We start from the raw sequence: 19,751 nt of genomic DNA on the forward strand, positions 1-19,751 counted from the left end.
AGCTGCTTTTCCCATGCATCCAGGAAGGCAATTACAGCCAGTTTTCCAGAACATCATTCAGCTTATTCATATCCAGCGGTTTCGCGATATGTCCATTCATGCCTGTATTTTTGGCCAGCTGTACATCTTCTGCAAAAGCATTGGCAGTCATGGCAACAATAGGCAGTTTTCCATTTTCACCCGGAAGGCTCCTGATTGCTGCAGTTGCCTCATAACCATTCATGACAGGCATTTGGATATCCATAAAAACAAGATCATACGAACCTTTCGGAGAAGCTTCCACTTTCTCAACTGCGATTTTTCCATTTTCTGCCATTTCCACTTTTGCACCTGTCATCTGCAAAATTTCACCAGCAATTTCTCTGTTCAACTCATTATCCTCAACCAGCAGAATCCTTTTTCCCGTGTAGTCTGATTCTGACAGCTTCTCCAGATAATTTCTTGCTGTTTTTTCTTTTCTGCCTGAAGTAAACTGCCGTAATGTTGCCGTCAGCCGGGAACGGAACAGCGGTTTTGCAATAAAAGCATCTACACCTGCAACTTTTGCTTCTTCTTCAATTTCGCTGAATTCATAGGATGTCAATACAATGATGGTGATCTCTTTCCCAATCCGTTTCCGGATCTGTCTGGCAGTCTCTATACCATCCATCTCCGGCATCTTCCAGTCTAAAATAACAGCAAAGTAATCATCTTTCAACTCATGCCGTGCATAACAGCGCTCAACCGCTTCCCTGCCGGAGAGAACCCATTCACCCATAATACCGATTTCCTTCAGTGTGGCAACTGTACTTTCACAGCATGTCTTATCATCATCCACTACCAGAACCGGCAGATTCATCAGATTTTTGTCCTGTTCTTTTTCTTGTTCCTGAAGCTCCAGATAAATTGTTACTGTGATTTTAGTTCCCTTATGTAAGGTACTGTCCACTTTAATAGTGCCATTCATCAGGTTCACAATATTTCTGCTGATTGCCATTCCAAGACCGGTTCCCTGAACTCTGGTTGTCCGTTGGTCATCTGCACGGCTGAAAGGATCAAACATGATTTTCTGGAATTCCAGTGACATACCGATTCCATTATCCTCAATCGTAAATTCATAGCATCCAAGTTCTGAAAATCCATTGGGTTTTTCCTCTATGGAAAAAATAATATTTCCACCATCCGGTGTATACTTGATCGCATTACTCATCAGATTCAAAAATACCTGCTGAATCCTCAAGCTGTCACCACAGACAGCCTCATGTTCAATATGATTGATGTGTATATCAAAATTATGTTTATGTTCATCAAGCACCGGTTTCGTAAGTGTAATAAGATTATCTACCAGCTCTGACAGATTGAAATCTTCCTGTGCCAGTGTCATTTTTCCACTTTCAATACGTGCCATATCCAATACTTCATTGATCAGCCCCAGCAGATGGCGGCTTGATTCTGTGATCTTGCTGAGGCATTCAATGACTCTGTCCTGGCTCTCAACATTTGCTCCTGCAATTGCTGTCAGACCCACAATCGCATTCATTGGTGTCCGGATATCATGGGACATATTGGAAAGGAATTCTGTTTTCGCACGATTTGCATTTTCTGCGGACCGGTAAGCCTCTTTCAGTGCCTGACGGGATTCAATCTCTGCTTTCTTCTCCTGTGTCACATCCATGGATGCCAGCAATACCTTTTCCAGCTTTCCATTCTTCCATTCCAAGGGAATATAAGAAGCGATTTTATAAGTCTTTTCATCCAGGCTGCAATATTCAAACTTATAAATATCATTTTCACTTTTCAGTTTTTTCCGAATATTATCCGGGGCTATCAGGATATCTATAGCTTCCAATGGTTCCAGTGTCTTATATTTTTCAAGAACCTGCATCTGAAAATCATGATAAAATCCCAGAGGTTTATATATCATCTGGCCATTCAGATTGTAGAATTCATATCTGTCATTTTCCAGATCACAGACAACAAAGCGGTCAACCAGACGCACAATACTCTGAATCAGCTGCTCCATGGAAGCATTATCCGCTGCCATCTGCAGATGCCGTGCGCTCTCTACCTTTGCCTCTGTGATATCTCGCAGAAAGATCATGGCATATTCTGAATCCTCTATTTCGCCACGTATGACCACATTGCGGACCCATCGTTCTTCTCCATTCAGAGTGATACGGCACTCTAAAGCCAATTCGGTTTCCAGACCCTTCAGCCTTTCTGCAATATAACCACGGTCGTAAAAAGAGGATACCGCCTTCTTATCTGTCTCCACAACATAGGAATCCACAAAATGCCGGATCAATTCATCCCACGTATGACTCTGTTCAAAGACGGTCATCAGGGACGGTTCAACCTTAAAGGTATCAAAAGTATTCGCTTCCAGATTCACATAATACTCGCACAAATCTGCTTTCGTAAAAGCCCGGTGGAAAGCAGCAGATTTTTGTGCCTGCATGATTTCTTTTTTCTCCCCATCAATGTTAATAAAAATCCCGGCAATCCTGCTGGCAGAACCATCCAGACGGCGTATTACTTCTGCCGATGCCCGAAACCACTGGTATTGATTATCCTTCATTCTCATACGATACTCTACCTGGTATTTTATCTGGTTCGTCTTATCCTTAATTGCCGCCTGAAGCTGCACCATTACTCTTTCTTTATCCTGTGGATGCAGAAGATCTGACCAGGATTCCAGTTTATTCGGAAAGTCCAGAGTGTCATGATAGCCAAGCATTTTTCGGAATTCATGACTCCAGTTTGCATTCACAATCTCACTGTTTTCGTCACAGTCAAAATACCAGAAGCCAGAACAGATAGCCTCATTTAGCAGTGCCAAATTTACATGATCCCAGTTGACCTGTACGGACATAACCCAGATCTGTCTGCCCGCCTCATCTGTCGCATCCTCTTTACAAAGCCGTACATTTTTCACTGTACCGTCTGCTGCAAGGATCTGTGCTTCCCCTGTTCCGTGAAGCTGCAAAAAACGGTCTCGCTCCAGTATATCTTCCTCGTCATAAAAGAAGTTTCTCAATGAGCCTTTTGTCTGTTCCATGAAAGTATCGAATGTATATCCTGTACTATGCAACAGCAGATTATCCACAGACAAAATAGACAGGTTTTGGTCATAAGATCCTGTCATTATACCTACCCCGCCATTACTTTCCAGTGTTTTCTGTACGGCCTGTGACATGGCCTGTGTCTGCCCCGTTACAGTCTCACCTAAGGAATATATTTTGTCTTCATAATTTCTCATTTTATAAAAATCCTTTCTCCGTCTTATGCCTTCTTCATCTTGCTTTTATCTGTATACAGAAAACCTGTCCCTGCTAGTTTTGTTACCCATTTTTGCATGCAAAAAGGACACTTGCCAAAATCTGCCAGTGTCCTTACTATATTTCTCTAAAATGACACATCTATATAGTATAAAAGGTATCGGAATCTCTTCTGTTCAAACATCTTTTCCATATATTATGATGATATGGAAACAGTGGCAACCGGCTGACATGGTCAAGCTTTCTGGCTTTAGTCCCTTCTGGCTTTGCGCTCCTGCCTTTCAACAGGTTTGCCTTTAAAATAATCTCTTTTTTAGAAATAAAAATACCATAAAAATTTTTACACGTCAATAATGTTGGATAGAAAATCTGTGTATTTTGCGTATGCCAGCCTGCATTGTCAGTTATCGATCGGCTCGCCAAACCGCTATCTTCTAATTTGCTGTCTTATTCAGCAAAAATACCTGCCAGTTTTACATTTACGTTATAATATCCTACAGAACGTGAAAAATAGGTCTACGGATTTGAGAAGTTGCAACCACTACACACAATATTCACACAAAATTCTCTTTATGTTTTCAATTTTTATAGGCTTTGCCAAGTGAGCATTCATTCCTGCTGCCAGACACTTTTCTTTATCTTCTCTGAATGCATTTGCTGTCATGGCAATAATCGGGATCGTCTCAGCATCTGGATGTTTCAGTGACCGGATTGTTTTTGTCGCAGTAATCCCATCCATTACAGGCATCATGATATCCATCAGAATTGCGTCAAAATAACCTTCCGGTTTCTCCTGGAACATTCTGACCGCCTGCAGTCCATCTTCTGCAACTGTCAGATTTGCACCTTCATCAGACAACAGCGTTTCCGCAATTTCTGTATTCAGTTCATTATCCTCCACCAGCAATAAGTTTAATCCGCTGATATCCATCTGTGCCGCTGTTTTCTTTACTGTATCTGGTGCGGGAGCAAGTTTAAACGGAATCCTGATGATAAAGGTTGAGCCAATGCCTTCTTCGCTTTTAACTTCAATAGTTCCACCCATCTTTTCAATCAGACCTTTTACAATCGCCATTCCCAGTCCAATTCCCTGCTGTGTACTTCTTGCATCCTCTTTTTCCTGCGAAAACGGCTCAAATATATGCTCCTGGTATTCCCTGCTCATACCAATGCCAGTATCAGTTATGGTCCACTCATATGTCGTAATTCCGTCAACAGCTTCTGTATAATCTGACACTGTTATTATCTTGCCGCCAATCCGGTTATACTTAATACAGTTTCCATAAATATTAAGAAATATCTGTCTTAAATGTACCGGACTTCCATAAATAAAAGGATATTGAAACCCTTCCTTTTTTGCACGGAACTGCATCTGGATTCCTCTGTCTTTTGCCCGCTGTTCTATGATAGTCAGAACATCCTGACTTAATTCCTCAAAGTTGATGATTTCCTGCGTCAGAGGTACATTTCCATCTTCAATTTTGCTCATCTGAAGGATATCGTTAATAAGAGACAATAGATAGTCTGCAGCTACCTGCATTTTTCTGAAATTATCCAGGACCAATTCCCTGTCATTAAAATGTTTCTCAGCAATCTTCAGCAATCCGATAATTCCATTCAGCGGGGTTCTCATATCGTGAGACATCCTGGAGAGAAAATCAGACTTGCTTTTATTTGCTTTCTTTTCACTTTCCAAGGCAATTGATTTATGCATGAAGTCATTTTTATCCAGCATGAGATTCCAATGTTCAATGGTTCCGTCTTCCTGTATTACTTTCTGTCCACGATCCTCGATGTATTTGTATGTGCCGTCCTTACAGCGTATCCGGTAAATAGTAGCATAATGATCAGAATGAGTATATTGATTTAATGCATCTGCAAGTCCGACCATCACGTCATCTGGATGAGCAAGGCCGATAATATTACCGCCAGAAGCATCCAACAGTTCCTTTGGTGTTGCGTAACCGAGCATGTTTGCAAATTGTTCTGAAACATATTTGAAAGAGTATTCCGGGTCATCATTGCTGATTTTGACGCCGCCGGGGATGGATACGGTAAATAACTCCAGCTGACTTTGCAGTTTTTTTGTCAATTCCTCGATCATAGCTGTATGCTTTTTCTCTTCTTCCAGAAGCTTCGCATACTCTCTGTTTGATTTTTCCAGTGCCCGCTCTTTTTCCTCTAAGCGATAATGTTCTGTACGGTCAAGAACATAATTAACTGCAATGACATCTCCAGTTTCCTCTTCACGGTACAGAGCCATATGATCTTCTGCAAGCATGGGCTCAAAAGTAGCAGTCCTGGTCCAGTATCGGAACGATATATGCCGTTCACCATTTTCAAACCGATTTAATAATCGTTCTCTGTCAAACTCGTGCAGAAAATCTTTAAGACCTTCCTCTGGTATAGTCAATGCCCATGCATCTACCAGACTCTGTAAGCTTGAATTTTCCGGCAAACCTAATTGTTTATTCAGATTATATTTTTTTCCATTAACTACCTGATACATGGAACCACGTACGATACTCTTTGTGAGATTAATCACGCAGTATCCATCGGCAATAGCAAATACCGACTCTTCAAAAAAACGATTATTAATAATATCCTGACTCATACAACTTCTCCTCGTCAATCTTCTAGTAAGAATTATACTTCTGTTACTTTTTCCATTGATTCCGGTATCCCCGGCTTCTCTCCGGTTCTATCCTGCTAATCATTATGAACATACCTTAAAATCGTTTTTATAACTTCCTCAATCACAATCGGCTTTGACAAATGTGCATTCATTCCTGCTTCCATACACTTTTCTGCATCTTCCCTAAATGCATTTGCAGTCATAGCAATGATAGGGATTGTTTTTGCATCCTGCCGTTCCAGGGATCTTATTGTTTTTGTGGCAGTAAGCCCATCCATCACCGGCATCATGACATCCATTAAAATAACATCGTATGTTCCTGATTCGCAGGCTTCAAAGTGCTGAACAGCTTCTAACCCATTTTTCACTGTTTCTACTTCAGCCCCATTTTCCATCAGCATAAATTCTGCTATTTCCGCATTCAGCTCATTATCTTCAGCCAATAATATCCGGACACCTGATAGATCTGCATTGAAATCTTCTTTTTCTTCCGGTCGTGCATTCGTATCAATTTCAAATGGAAGTACTACAGTAAAACAGCTCCCTTCACCCAGCTTACTTTCAACTGTTATGGTTCCGCCCATCTTTTCTACAAGTTGTTTCACAATGGGCATTCCCAGACCTGTCCCATTATAATCAGAACGTGGGGAATTATCTGCCTGTACAAATGGAGTAAACAATTCATTTTTTATAAATTCTTCTGACATTCCAATTCCATTATCTTTTATTTTAAATTCACATGTCATGTGATCTTCTGATCTTTCAATCGTTCTCATACTCATGTAAATAGAACCATTCACCTTATTGTACTTCATACTGTTTGTAAACAGATTCGTCAATACTTTTTTCAGATGAACTGCATTGCTCCAAACATATATACCACTGTAATCATCATGTTCTCCTATAACATGAAGTCCTTTTTCTTCTGCCTGAAAAGATAGTGACTCCGTGATTTCCTGACATACCTGATCCAGATTGATGGATTCATCACTAAAAACCACGGTATCCGATTCTAACTTTGCCATATCCAAAACATCATTTACCAATGATAATAGCAGTTTCGAAGATTCATTTATTTTATTCAGGCAATCTTTTGCCCGCTCACCATCATTTCCGCTTTTTTCAAGAATTGTAAGCATGCCCATAATGCCATTGATTGGTGTCCTGATGTCATGAGACATGTTATTTAAAAAGGAAGTCTTAGCCTTATTGGCACTCTGTGCTTCTACAAGTGCATTTTGTAATTCCTGCCGTTTTTCTTCAAGCTCCTGATTCAGCTTCAATGCCTGCTCAGCAGACTTCTTGGATTTTTCTTCCGCACGTTTTGATTTTTTCAAAGAATCAAGAATTATACACAGAACAACGAAAAAAGAAATTCCAGCGATAAGTGAAACTGTCAGTAAATTGTCCTGAATAAAATCCTTCGCTGTAACTTTTCGTGAGGAAGCATTATACGAAACTACTGCACCTGAAAATTGAGTTGTAGGCATAGATGTCAGTGTTTTATTCAGAATGGACAAAAGAACCGGTTCTCCCTGCTGAATAGCAAATGGAACATCAGCTTCTTTTGTCAGGAAAACACTATGAAGCTTATTATTTTTCAAATAGTCTGAAACAGTACCTGAATTGCTTACAATACAATCCGTCTCCCCTTTTTGCATTGCTTTTATTGCTGCATCTGATGTCTCATATTCCACAACCTTCCATTGCGGATAATTGTATGAAAGATATGCTTTCAATGCAAAATCATCTTTTTCAACGGCAACTGTATTCTCTTTATTTTCATCAAAAGAATCCTTTGCCGTAATTGCTGCCATATTGAGAGTCAATAGCGTATCCGACAAAGCAAATCCATTTGTTTCTGCAAAGTATGGATTCTGGTTTGTATGAAAAATCAGGTCTATTTTTCCATCCTGCAATGCCTGAAGCAGTTCACTTCTTGTCTCATATCCATTTAATTTAAATTCCAGAGTCTGACCTTGCAGACAATTTTCTGCAAGATCCACATAATCTGTAATAACACCTGTCAATTTGCCTGTTGATGGATCTACACTGCTGATACCTCCATCCTGATTCAGATACCCTATCCGGATTGCTCCATGCTGCCCGATCCACTCCCTTTCTTCTTTTGAAAGAAAGGAGCTGCTCTGTGCAGAAAGATAACGCCTGTAGAGATCATCTGTGTAAAATGGGTTGTCATCCTTGATTCTGCGCATAGCACTATCCAGTGCTTCTTTGATATCCGGACGTTTGGGATTTATAGCGAAATAGATTTCTGTCTCTCCAATACTTGTAATCGGCGAAATCTCCGATTCTTCCCAACGGGGTTCTTCTACCGAAACGAAGCAGTCAATTTCATGTTTCGACAGTTTGTCCATAACTTCTGCGGTATTAGAAACATTGACATGCTGCGTATGCAGACCATACTTTAACTCCCATTCGTTAAGCACATCCTCCGTTATATTATCTTTAAACACACCAATATTTTTTCCCTCAAAAGAATCCAAATTTCCTGCTGTAAGATCCATATTGGATGCATCCGTATAGATGTAATATTTCTCTTCCCCCATAGGCATATCGGAAAAAAGCATATTTTCAGCACGTTCGTCTGTATAGGAAATGCCACCAAGAATATCAATCTCTCCATTTTCCAACTGTGTAAAGCAGTTTTTCCAATCACTTGTTATGTATTTATATGTCCATCCTGCATAACCTGCAATATCTTGAAGATACTCATAACCATATCCACTTCTTTCCCCCTTTTCATTGACGGTATTATAAGTTTCTTCAAAAGATCCTACCCGGATAACATTGTCAGAGTTTTCTTTGGCAAATGTAGGAACGGATAAAACAATAAAACATATAATTGTGCAAAATATAATGTAACAAAATTTGAAATTCATTATATTCTGTACTAATTTGCACTTCTTCATCTTTCTCCCACCCTCCAGGCTACAGTCGCTTGCTTGCTTCCAGATTTTAGTTTTACATTCATTAATGTTCAATACCCCCACAACATTTTTATAAATATCTTTGCGACAGCTTCTGCTGTCCATCATTAACCATTGTAATTATTGCACCTTCATCTTCTAAAAGTATTTCTGCAACCTCGGCATTCAACTTATTATCCTCTACTAACATGAGATTTAAACCGTGAATGCTATTCTCTTTATCCGCCTCTTCTTTCTTAGATTTTTCTGGTGCAGCTCCCATCTCAAAAGGCAATTCAACTACAAAAGTAGATCCCTTTCCCACTTCGCTGGTAACAGAAATCGTGCCTCCCATTTTATTCACCAATCAAGAGAGATATCCGACAATTCCTATATATCCATCTTTCTTTAAAGTAGACCATAAGGTATGCAGTTTCAGATCATACATCTGCCTTTTATTTTCCACCTTTGCCATTAACTGCAATGAGATTTCTGTATTCTGTATTGATGTCTGGTCCAGTAACGCTCTGATATGTTGAATATCTTCACTGCTTACTTCGAACAGTTTGAATATATCAAACTTCGGATCATCTCTCTGACACAGTATCTGCCGGTTTCCGTTAATTATAATCACCCGACCTGAAATTGCATTATACTCAATGGAAATTTTGCCACTGTCCATTTTAAAAAACTCTATCTTTTCCTGCATGAGCTTAATGACATGCTGCGAATAATTTTTACGGGGTAAAGACTTTTCCTTTAGTATTTCGTCAGAGAGCCGCTGTGCTTCATAATACTGTTTATTATCATTCGTTTCATTCGTATACATCTTGGAAAACTGAAGGCTTAGTTCTTTCAGGCACTTAAGAAGAACCGGATTGAACTGCCCGCATTGCCCGTCCAGAATCATCTTGATTGCGGTATCATGCTCAAATGCTTTCTTATAACATCGTTCACTGGTAAGAGCATCATAAACATCCACAATAGACACCACCTGTGCAGAAATTGGTATTTCTTCACCTTTCAGACCATCCGGGTAACCCTTTCCATCCCATCTTTCATGATGCCATCTGCAGATTTCCCATGCGGTATGTACCAGTGGATGATCTTGTAAAAAATGCATATCCCAGATCATGGATGCTCCAATCTCACTATGAGTTTTCATAATTTTAAATTCTTCATCGGTCAGTCTTCCGGAATGCGTATTTTACCAATATCATGAAGTGAAGAAGCGGTTGTGATTATAGCAATATCGTTCTCCGTTAGATGATAAGCATCCGTTGTTTTTAACAGTTGTCTCAGCATCATTTTCGTCGCAGTACGGATATGTAAAATATGTTCGCTGCTCTCACTGTTGCGTGCCCCTAATACATTGCTCAGAATCCTGAGCATAATATCATTGTTTTCTTCTTTTTCATAAACCTGGTCAACAACCACATTGATCAGACGCTTTTGGTTCGCATAAAGTTCTAGGGTATTCTGGACTCTTTTCTTTACAATAACAGAATCAAAAGGTCGTGTAATATAATCTGTAATTCCCATTTCATATGCTTTACGCATAGCATCAACAGATTCTTCAGCAGAGATCATAATAACTGGAGTTTCATCAATACACTGGCTTCTTTTCATTATTTCCAAGACTTCAAAACCATTCATCTGTGGCATATTGATATCTAAAAGCATCAGATCAATTCCAATATTTTCTCCTAGCATCTGGATTACCTGATTTCCATTTTCAGCTTCCAGATAATCATAGGTTTCTCCAAGAAATTCTTTCAATATATCCCTGTTAAACTTTGCATCATCGGCAATCAGTATTTTTTGTCTTTTATTCATATTTTCTATTTCCTTTATTCTTGTGGTCTTTAGAAATCCTATAAATTAAAAAAGGCACTTCCTATCGATAGTTTTTTAATCACTTTCCTTAAGAATGCTAATTATATTTCTTGCATAACTGTTTATTTTTATACATATTAGCATCTGCATCATCCAATAACATCTGCATTGTACACGACATATTATCGGAGGATAATGCCCATCCGCATGCATAGTCGATTGGTATTTGATTTTCATAACTATTTAATCTATCTTTTTCTCTGTACAAACCTTTTAATATTTCCTTAATTTCCGCCTCATTTGTATGATAAATGACTGCTATAAACTCATCTCCGCCATATCTTCCAACAAAATCCTTTTCTGGAATAACACTTCGCAAAAACTTTGAGAAATTCAATATTAACTGATCTCCTGCGGAATGTCCCATTGTATCATTTACAGTTTTTAGATTATTTAAATCAAACATTATGCATGCTGTAGAACCTGTAATTATATCTTTTTTATTAAGAAGCTCATTACAGGCATTTTTATTTGGCAGCCCAGTATGGGCATCTACGAATGCTTTCTGTTCCAGCAATCTGTTTTGCATTGCCATCTGCATTGCCTTTAGAGTCTGCATAATAACCAATATTACCAGAATCAACATATCAAGTGCCGACAAAAGCTCTATAGTACGAATCTTTATAGCGATCTTTTCTGAATAGCTTTCTGCGGCAGAGACAGTTTCATCTGCCATCGTAAAATATATTTCACTCATATTAACAATGTCTGTATTTTCGTATCCCTTGTTTCTTACTGCTTCAATTTCTGTTTTCAATTTATCCCAGTAATCACTCTGGATTTTCAATTTCCCCTGATATTCTTCGTCATTGAGTTTTACCAGATTATAATGTCCATCCTGATATCTCAATCCAAGAAGAATGTCATCCAAATATTTAATTAATTCATCATTTTGGTTTTCTGTAATTTCTAATTTTACTTCGCGCTGTGTAGCTCCACGTACCAGACCCGCATAATTTATTACGCGTGCTGTCCCCTGCAGCCTGCTAATCTGAATCATCATAAAAATAATAAGAACCACTAATATCAATATAAGGAAACTCTGTATAATACCTATCATATTTTTATTTTTCTTGTTTGTCTGCATTTCACCATTTATCCCGAATCTCAAATAATATTCATTTCAATAACTATGCTATTCATTTACTTTCTCCCTATATTAGGAACAAATACTTTTAATAGTCTTTTTCATCTTTTCAATATCCAAAGGTTTTGCCAAATTTGTAATATCAATTCCTCTCACGATATCAGCCTTCATATGATCTGCATACGTTACTGCGTTTAATTCAGCTCTTGACCTTGTCAAATCCCTTTGACTGCTATCTGCACGAATGCCTATATTCACCAGAACAACCAAACCAAAAAAGAGCATTGTCATTGCAGACAATGCATCTTTAACGTGGCAACTGGCTACCATTTTACAGGCCCTATAGCTTTGCGTCGCAAACTTTCATCTGTTTTGCCGTTTTTCTTATTATAGCTTTTAAACATATGAAAAAAACTGAGTTTATTATACTCTAATGCTCGACTATGTACAAGAAAAACATTACCGTTTTTACGCTTAAAAGCCAAAAAAGAACAGCCGATACATATACTCGAACTGTTCTTCTACTTCTGAAGTCCACGCAGCATTGACATCACTGTTTCCTGCTCATGATTTTTAACCAGAGTTATTCTTTGTTGCTTTTTAATTTCTGCGATTATTCTTTAAATTCCACAGCATGCTTTCTCTTCCAGATCGGAAAAAGATTCCTCTGACAGACATAATTCTCCCGCTCTTTGATCCCGATCGTATGGAAAAATGTCTTCCACATCCCAGTGTATTCATCTTCGTACTCTTCTGTTTTCCGAAGTGCCTCAAACTCTCCGTCCGTTAGATAACGAAGATAATTTTCTCCGTCTTTTGGATGGACACAGACGGTCTTCCGGTTATCGTCAACGATCATCCAATATTCCGATGGCATACGGTCTGCGAAATGTCTTCCAACCAGCATGATCACATCACTTTTGGGTTCCAGATGGCTGACATACACACGCCCGTCGAGACTTTGAAACCGGGCGAATTCACGGAAATGATGGCTTTCATTTCCAACATTACGATATAATTCCATAATCCGCATCACATGTGGGTTCGTATAATATTCAAGTACATCTGCTCCTATTGCAAATCCAACCCGCAGAAAATTATAGATTGCCTGCAGTGCATCTTCTTCTGCTGAAAGGGATGCGTAATATACATACAGATATGCTCTGGAAGAAATATCTCTGCGGATAGACCGGGTGACTTTTTCTGCTTTGAAGCTGACCCCATCTACATGGATATATTCGTCCAATAATGTTGTCTGGAAAATCGGTTCTTTTTTCAACTGTATCTGATCATGACCGATTAGCAAAGCATCTGCCCATGCATCATAGATGCATGTCATGATGTCTTCTAACCGGTCCTTGCAAGTATATATCTTCATAAATTTCCTGCTTTCTCATATTGCTATAAGTATTTTCTGCCCTAATGATGTAACTATCCAATTCCAAAATCAGCAAGTGTCATCTGTGAGAAGCCTTCATTTGCATGAGCCATTTCCCAGGATTCCTTCCGGTCTACGCTGACCAGTTGTCTTGTGATATAAGTCTCTTCAAGTGGTGTGTGATACATCTGTTTTCCGCCACAGGTGATGAAATAGTGCGCTCTTTTCAGCACAACTCCCATTTTCTTCAGACTTGTGAAATCCATTCTGCCATATCTTCGTGCATTTACAATACGGCTGGCTGATTTCGGTCCGACTCCGGGTACGCGGAGGAGTTCTGCATAGCTTGCCGTTTCTACTTCAACGGGAAATAATTCCAGATGGCGTAATGCCCAATCACACTTTGGATCCAGAAGTTCGTTAAAATTCGGTTTCTCTATGGTTAAAAGTTCATCTGCCTGAAATCCGTAAAACCGGAGCAGCCAGTCTGCCTGATAAAGCCTGTGTTCACGCAAAAGCGGCGGTGGAGTTCCAATCTCAGGCAGAACAGGATCTTCATTCAGCGGGATATATGCCGAATAAAAGACACGTTTCAGATCAAATCCCTGATAAAGCTGCTGCGTGGTCTGTAATAAGGTATAATCGCTTTCGCCTGTCGCTCCGATGATCATCTGGGTGCTTTGTCCTGCCGGTGCAAAGCTGCGTTTTAATCTGGACATATCATGTGGTGCAAGTTGATATGCCTGATTCCAGGTGAAGGAAGAATCCAATAGCGCAGGATTTGACTGTGCAGAAGTCTTGGATACATCGGTTCCTCTCTGTAGCGCTGCCCTGCTATCCAGTTTCCTTTGGAACTGTTGTTTGGAAGTATCAGAAAAAATTCCGTTATGCAGGAATTGATTTCCACGGCTTCTTTCCATATATGATGATTTTCCGATTGCCATGCGATGTGCGGCAATGGTATTCTGCACCTTACCCATCGGACTTAGGATTGTCTGCATAGTCTTGTTCGGTGCCAACTTACGAAGTCCCTCAGAAGTTGGCAGTTCCAGATTCACGCTGACACGGTCTGCCAGATAACCGGCAGCCGCAAGTAATTCATCTGAAGCCCCCGGAATCGTCTTCACATGAATGTAGCCGTTAAAATGATATTTGGTGCGGAGAAGTAACAGTGTCTCGCACATCTTTTCCATCGTATAGGTTGGATTTTTCAAAATACCGGAACTTAGGAAAAGTCCTTCTATATAATTCCGTTTATAAAATTCGACTGTAAGATTACAGATCTCTTCCGGAGTAAACGTAGCTCTTTTTACATCATTGCTCGCACGGTTAATGCAGTATTTGCAATTGTAGACACAATGATTGGTCATTAAGATCTTAAGTAAAGAAATACATCTTCCGTCTGCCGCAAAGCTGTGACAAATTCCACATGAAACGGCATTACCGAGTTCTCCTTTCTGTCCCCGGCGACTTGAGCCGCTTGATGTACATGCGACATCATACTTTGCAGCATCAGCAAGAATATGTAATTTTTCCTGTATTGTATAATGTTCATTTGTCATTTCTGTATTCATATTTCTATTATACAAACATATGTTCGCCTATGCAAGTGTTTTTTACAGTTAAAACAGAGGCAATCAAGAATTGACCTGAATATACAGACAGGGTATGTACAGCTTCATTTGCCATACATACCCTGTTTTAGTAAACATATTTTCTTTTATTTAAGAAATACTTTTGATCCATGCTTCATGCAACTCATAAACGGATGACATCACGTAATCCGGTTGATGTTCGTATGCCTTCGCTTCTTCTTTTGTTGCCTCACCGGATAATACAAGTACCGTCTCAACACCGGCATGATATCCACATAAGATATCCGTATACAGGCGGTCTCCAACGATTAAAGTCTCTTCTTTCCGGTAATGATTCCGCTGCAATGCAAGTTCTACCATTTCAGGCTGCGGCTTACCAATAAAATACGGCATTCGCTTTACCGCATGTGCAAGCATTTCACAGATGGAGCCACAGTCTGGTACAAATCCAAATTCAATCGGACATACATAGTCTGGATTTGTTGCAAGATAATCCACATTTTTTGTACTCAGCAGCTTACATGTATCAGATAATTTTTCATACGTCAGCTGATTATCATAAGAAACCACAACGCAGGTAATTCCTTCATCCTCGCAATCGCTTGTTACGTGGATTTTATTTTTTTTGAGTTCCCGGATAAAGGACCGGGTTCCCAGCACATAGATCAGTTCTCCGGCATGATTTTTCTTCAGATAATCAATGGTTACATAGGATGCTGTCAGGAAATTGGTGTAATCGGTGTGGATTCCAAGAACCTGAAAAAATCTGATATAATCATCGATGCTCTTGGTTGCATTGTTTGTGATAAATACAAACTGCCCGCCATTTGCCTTGATGTCTTTCAGGAAATCTGCGGATCCTTCAACAAGCTGATTCCCTTTACAGATCGTACCATCTATATCCAGCAGAAAAAGTTTTTTATTTTCCAGCATGATCTTATACTTCCGCTTCTTTTTTGATCTGCACTGCCATGTCTGGATAATTGGTGATAATTGCAGTTACTCCTGCATCGATCAGCCATTTCATATCCGCTTTTTCATTGACTGTCCAGACACGGACATTCAGATTGCTGCCCAGATATTCTTTCAGGAAATCTGCCATTTTTACATGATATACTGCCGGATGCAGTCCGTCTACTTTTGTATTCTTCGCATACTCTGCAACATTCAGGATCACATCACTGTACAGATAAGCGGTTTCTGCTTCCGGCACAATTTTCTTCATCTGCTGGATGCTGTAATGGTTAAAGGAAGAATAAATCACCCGCTCTTCCATTCCGGCTTTTTTTACAAGATCCGCAACCTTCTGCTCGATTTCCGGATACCAGTAAATTCCTGTTTTCAGCTCAATATTGACCTGGATACCGGATGCTTTTACCGCATCCAGTACTTCTTCCAGGGTTGGGATCTTTGCTGCGGAATACTCCGGGAATTTGTTTTTCAGTACTGTAAGCTCTTTTAACTTTTTTAAGGTATAATCCTTGACCCATCCCTTTTTTTCTGTAACTCTGTCGATGGTTTCATCATGGATCACAACCGGGATTCCATCCTTTGTAAGCTGTACGTCAAGCTCGATTCCGTCAGCACCCTGTGTGATTGCCAGTGCAAATGCTTCCAACGTGTTTTCCGGTGCATATCCGCTTGCACCTCTGTGTGCAAATATTTTTGTTTTGCTCAATGTTTACTGCCTCGATTCTTTTTAATTATTTACAGTATTGTAGTCAGTGATCGCTTTGTTGATCGAATCTGACATTTTCTGTACTGCTGTGTCGACATCTTCTTTTCCATTCAGCATACTTTCGATTTCAGACTCAACAGTTGCTCTTGCTTCCGGGAATACACTTAAAAGCGCACCGCAATATTCCGGTGAAGAATCATGGAGCTGATCGATTGCTGTCTGGAACTGAGGATACTGCGCGATATTATCTTTGAATGTCTGTTCATCGTGTGATTTTGTGGTAACCGGGAAATATCCTGTCTGTGCATTCCAGTATGCCTGTGATTCCGGAGAGATCAGGAATTTTACGAATTCCCATGTTGCACGGAGTTTCTTTGGATCTTTATTGTTCAGTGCCCACAGAGAAGCCCCACCGATGGATACTCCGCCTTCATCACTTGAAGATACCTTCGGGAAATATGCAGTTCCCACTTCAAATTTTCCGTTTACATCCTGCAGGATCTGTTTTAATGAAGCTGTAGAACCAAGTGTGATTGCGGACTTTCCGGCTGAGAAATCTGCAAGTCCTGCATCACCACCTTTTCCGACGATTGGAGCATAACCGTCTTTGTTGAGTTTCTGCCATGCGGTCAGGATATTCTTGGCTGCACCGTTTTTGTCAAAGTCAACTGCTGTTGCGGCCTTTTCACGCCCATTTCCGTTATTGGCATAGTCCAGACCCTGTTTTCCGATAAACTGCTCGAAGAACCATCCGTAAATACCAAGAGACATTACTTCTCCGGCACCGCCTTTGCTCATTAACTGATCGCCAATCTCATCGATTGCTTCCAGGCTGTCCGGGATTTCTGTAATACCGGCTTTGTCGAACATATCTTTATTATAATACATAATTGGGGTAGATGAGTTAAAAGGCATCGAATATAATTGATTATCAATCGTATAATATGCAGCAAGGTTCGGTTCGATCTCGGATACATCATAATTATCTGCATCGATCATTTCCTGCATTGGCACTGTCCAGCCGGATTCGATCATAAAACGGGTACCGATTTCATAGACCTGTACCAGATCTGCACCCATATTTCCGATCTGTGCGCTCTTTAATTTGTTCAGAGAATCATCATATTCTCCCTGATACTGTGCTTCTACAGTAATTCCATATTCATTTTCATCATTAAATTTTTTGACAAGTGTATCGATTGCCTGTCCATTGACTCCACCCATAGAATGCCAGAAAGTAATGGTTGTTCCGTCTACATCCTTTGCATCTGCCATTTCTGCTTTTTCATTGCCTTCTGCTGCATCGGATGAGCCATCCTGGCTGATGGAAGATTTTCCACCACCGCATCCTGCAAGCATTCCGACAGCCATTGCTGCTACAAGTAATAATGAAACTGTTTTTTTCTTCATAATTTTCCTCCTGTTGTGATCTCTTCTAATTGGATGAAATTGTGTGTAATATTTACACATATATAGGATCGGGAATGAATGTTTTCCCGTTTCCAGTATAGGAATTAACCCTTTACAGCTCCTGAGAACATTCCCCGGATCAGTTGCTTCTGTCCGATAATAAAAATCGAAATCGATGGAATGATGATCATGACAACACCTGCGATCATCAGGGTAATGGACTGTGAATCCACACTGTCAAGCATACTGATACCGATCTGTACGGTTCGCATGTTGTTGGAACCGGTTACAAGAAGTGGCCACATATACATATTCCATGCATTGATAAAAGTATAAACTGCCATAGCTCCGATTGCTGACTTGGTCAGCGGGATCAGAATCTTAATAATGAATTTCAAATTACTGCATCCGTCCAGTTTTGCTGATTCATACAGGGACATCGGGAATGTCATATAGAACTGACGGAACAAAAAGATTCCCATCGCCGATGTCAGATACGGAATGATCAGTACCGCATACGTATCAAGAATCCCCCAGCTTCCGACGGTCAGATAATTGGAAATGATCGTTGCTTCGCCAGGAACCATCATGGTTGCCATAACAATTGCAAAAAGGATTCCTTTTCCCTTAAATTCCAGGAAGGAAAATGCAAATGCGGCAAGGGAACAGGAAATAATCTGTCCGATGGTAATACATCCTGCCATGATAAATGAATTTAAAATGAACCGGAGAAGCGGAACAGTTGTAAATGCCTCCTTAAAGTTCTGCAGTGTCGGATGCTTCGGAAAAAGATTCAGATCCGTTGTAAATAATTCATTGGATGGCATCAGCGCAATGCTGACCGCGTATAAAAGCGGAAGCAGTACAAGGATTGCGAAAATGATATTTGCCGCAAGGCGCAGTGCTGTCTTACTTCTTCTTTTCGCCAGTGCCTTGGCGTTCATTTTATTTTTTAATTCCAGAAGTTCACTTTTTGAATATTTTCCTTCCATCGGAATTGCCATACTATTTAACTGACTCATTAGTAATTTACTCCCTTCTTCTCAATGCGGAACATCACCAATGTTACAAGCATGATAATGACAAATAAGATAACAGACTGTGCGGATGCACTTCCAAAACGATAGTTAAAGAATGCATCTCTGTAAATCGAGTATACGATTACGTTTGTGGATTCATTCGGTCCGCCTTCTGTCAGGATCTTGATCTGTCCGAATGACTGGAATGCCTGAATGATGTTTACAACAACGGTGTAAAACATGATCGGTGACAGTCCCGGAAGTGTCAGGCTGAAAAATTGCTGAACCCCGCTTGCACCGTCGACCGACGCTCTTTCATAAATGGTTTCGTCAATATTTCCGAGTCCTGCCGAAAAATACAGAAAATTGATTCCGCTATTTAACCAGGCGGTAAGGATCGCGACACAGTAAAGTGCGGTGTTTGGATCGTTCAGCCAGTTGATATCAAGTCCGAGAAGCTTATTTACAATTCCGACTGCCGGATGGAGCATGATCTGGAAAATCATGGCTGCCGAGCTTGATGCGATCGCCATCGGAAGCGCGTAAGCGGTACTGAATACGCGGATTCCTGGAAAAGCTTTGTTACAAAGAACTGCAGCAATCAATCCCAGGAGCATTCCGCCGAGTACAACGATGACAACAAAGACCAATGTAACTTTTAAACTGTTTCTAAAGGATTCTGAACTAAGCAGATCTATATAATTCTGAAGACCTACAAAGATTTTTGCCTGTCCCATTTTGTTTGTCATAAAAAGGCTTAAGTAAACTGTCTTTACAAATGGGTAGAACAAAAATACTGCAAAGATCAGAATACTTGGCACCAGATAAAGGTACGGTGTAATTTTTAGATTCTTTTCTTTTTTCAT

At 40.0% G+C, this 19,751-nt stretch carries 13 protein-coding genes, 1 pseudogene and 2 riboswitches; all 14 genes and pseudogenes read right to left on the reverse strand.

What is annotated here, in order from left to right:
• Window positions 1-31 precede the first annotated feature (31 nt).
• Window positions 32-3,238: a hybrid sensor histidine kinase/response regulator gene (locus PGY05_RS00280; RefSeq protein WP_270475124.1), complete on the reverse strand. Its 3,207-nt coding sequence runs from the start codon at window positions 3,236-3,238 to the stop codon at window positions 32-34.
• 233 nt (window positions 3,239-3,471) lie between these two features.
• Window positions 3,472-3,562, reverse strand: a riboswitch (cyclic di-GMP riboswitch).
• Between the two features lie 236 nt (window positions 3,563-3,798).
• Window positions 3,799-5,871 (reverse strand): hybrid sensor histidine kinase/response regulator, encoded by a 2,073-nt coding sequence (locus PGY05_RS00285; RefSeq protein WP_270475125.1) that lies wholly within the window; start codon window positions 5,869-5,871, stop codon window positions 3,799-3,801.
• Between the two features lie 95 nt (window positions 5,872-5,966).
• Window positions 5,967-8,795, reverse strand: coding sequence for an ATP-binding protein (locus PGY05_RS00290; RefSeq protein WP_330672892.1), 2,829 nt, complete (start codon window positions 8,793-8,795; stop codon window positions 5,967-5,969).
• Between the two features lie 118 nt (window positions 8,796-8,913).
• Window positions 8,914-9,186, reverse strand: coding sequence for a hypothetical protein (locus PGY05_RS00295; protein ID WP_270475127.1), 273 nt, complete (start codon window positions 9,184-9,186; stop codon window positions 8,914-8,916).
• A gap of 3 nt (window positions 9,187-9,189) precedes the next feature.
• A pseudogene (locus tag PGY05_RS16615) lies at window positions 9,190-10,658 on the reverse strand (HD-GYP domain-containing protein).
• A 97-nt stretch (window positions 10,659-10,755) separates the two neighbouring features.
• Window positions 10,756-11,805, reverse strand: a complete 1,050-nt coding sequence (locus PGY05_RS00305) for a GGDEF domain-containing protein (RefSeq protein ID WP_270475128.1) — start codon at window positions 11,803-11,805, stop codon at window positions 10,756-10,758.
• Window positions 11,806-11,877: 72 nt separating this feature from the next.
• Entirely contained in the window at window positions 11,878-12,135 is a 258-nt protein-coding gene (locus PGY05_RS00310) for a hypothetical protein (protein WP_270475129.1), read from the reverse strand.
• Window positions 12,117-12,192, reverse strand: a riboswitch (cyclic di-GMP riboswitch). Its footprint overlaps the gene before it by 19 nt.
• 226 nt (window positions 12,193-12,418) lie before the next feature.
• A complete protein-coding gene (locus PGY05_RS00315) occupies window positions 12,419-13,183 on the reverse strand; it encodes a TIGR03915 family putative DNA repair protein (protein WP_270475130.1) in 765 nt (254 codons plus the stop codon).
• Between the two features lie 53 nt (window positions 13,184-13,236).
• Entirely contained in the window at window positions 13,237-14,757 is a 1,521-nt protein-coding gene (locus PGY05_RS00320; protein ID WP_195413136.1) for a putative DNA modification/repair radical SAM protein, read from the reverse strand.
• A gap of 150 nt (window positions 14,758-14,907) precedes the next feature.
• Complete coding sequence (locus PGY05_RS00325) at window positions 14,908-15,711, reverse strand: HAD-IIA family hydrolase (RefSeq protein ID WP_270475131.1); 804 nt, start codon at window positions 15,709-15,711, stop codon at window positions 14,908-14,910.
• A 4-nt stretch (window positions 15,712-15,715) separates the two neighbouring features.
• Window positions 15,716-16,456, reverse strand: a complete 741-nt coding sequence (locus tag PGY05_RS00330) for a glycerophosphodiester phosphodiesterase (RefSeq protein ID WP_173686001.1) — start codon at window positions 16,454-16,456, stop codon at window positions 15,716-15,718.
• 21 nt (window positions 16,457-16,477) lie between these two features.
• Entirely contained in the window at window positions 16,478-17,866 is a 1,389-nt protein-coding gene (locus tag PGY05_RS00335) for an ABC transporter substrate-binding protein (protein ID WP_270475132.1), read from the reverse strand.
• 104 nt (window positions 17,867-17,970) lie between these two features.
• Entirely contained in the window at window positions 17,971-18,888 is a 918-nt protein-coding gene (locus PGY05_RS00340; RefSeq protein WP_055248607.1) for a carbohydrate ABC transporter permease, read from the reverse strand.
• Window positions 18,888-19,751, reverse strand: a complete 864-nt coding sequence (locus PGY05_RS00345) for a carbohydrate ABC transporter permease (RefSeq protein ID WP_055260551.1) — start codon at window positions 19,749-19,751, stop codon at window positions 18,888-18,890. Before PGY05_RS00345 ends, PGY05_RS00340 begins: the two co-directional genes overlap by 1 nt.

Source organism: Coprococcus sp. AF51-11b1, assembly GCF_027682785.1.
In the GTDB taxonomy this organism is placed as follows: domain Bacteria; phylum Bacillota; class Clostridia; order Lachnospirales; family Lachnospiraceae; genus Allocoprococcus; species Allocoprococcus comes.

Bases quoted from the DNA above. Each gene is read 5' to 3' on its own strand.
- PGY05_RS00335 (WP_270475132.1), bottom strand. From the start codon at position 17,866: ATGAAGAAAAAAACAGTTTCATTATTACTTGTAGCAGCAATGGCTGTC.
- PGY05_RS00280 (WP_270475124.1), bottom strand. From the start codon at position 3,238: ATGAGAAATTATGAAGACAAAATATATTCCTTAGGTGAGACTGTAACG.
- PGY05_RS00285 (WP_270475125.1), bottom strand. From the start codon at position 5,871: ATGAGTCAGGATATTATTAATAATCGTTTTTTTGAAGAGTCGGTATTT.
- PGY05_RS00305 (WP_270475128.1), bottom strand. From the start codon at position 11,805: ATGCAGACAAACAAGAAAAATAAAAATATGATAGGTATTATACAGAGT.
- PGY05_RS00345 (WP_055260551.1), bottom strand. From the start codon at position 19,751: ATGAAAAAAGAAAAGAATCTAAAAATTACACCGTACCTTTATCTGGTG.
- PGY05_RS00310 (WP_270475129.1), bottom strand. From the start codon at position 12,135: ATGGTAGCCAGTTGCCACGTTAAAGATGCATTGTCTGCAATGACAATG.
- PGY05_RS00340 (WP_055248607.1), bottom strand. From the start codon at position 18,888: ATGAGTCAGTTAAATAGTATGGCAATTCCGATGGAAGGAAAATATTCA.
- PGY05_RS00290 (WP_330672892.1), bottom strand. From the start codon at position 8,795: ATGAATTTCAAATTTTGTTACATTATATTTTGCACAATTATATGTTTT.
- PGY05_RS00320 (WP_195413136.1), bottom strand. From the start codon at position 14,757: ATGAATACAGAAATGACAAATGAACATTATACAATACAGGAAAAATTA.
- PGY05_RS00315 (WP_270475130.1), bottom strand. From the start codon at position 13,183: ATGAAGATATATACTTGCAAGGACCGGTTAGAAGACATCATGACATGC.
- PGY05_RS00325 (WP_270475131.1), bottom strand. From the start codon at position 15,711: ATGCTGGAAAATAAAAAACTTTTTCTGCTGGATATAGATGGTACGATC.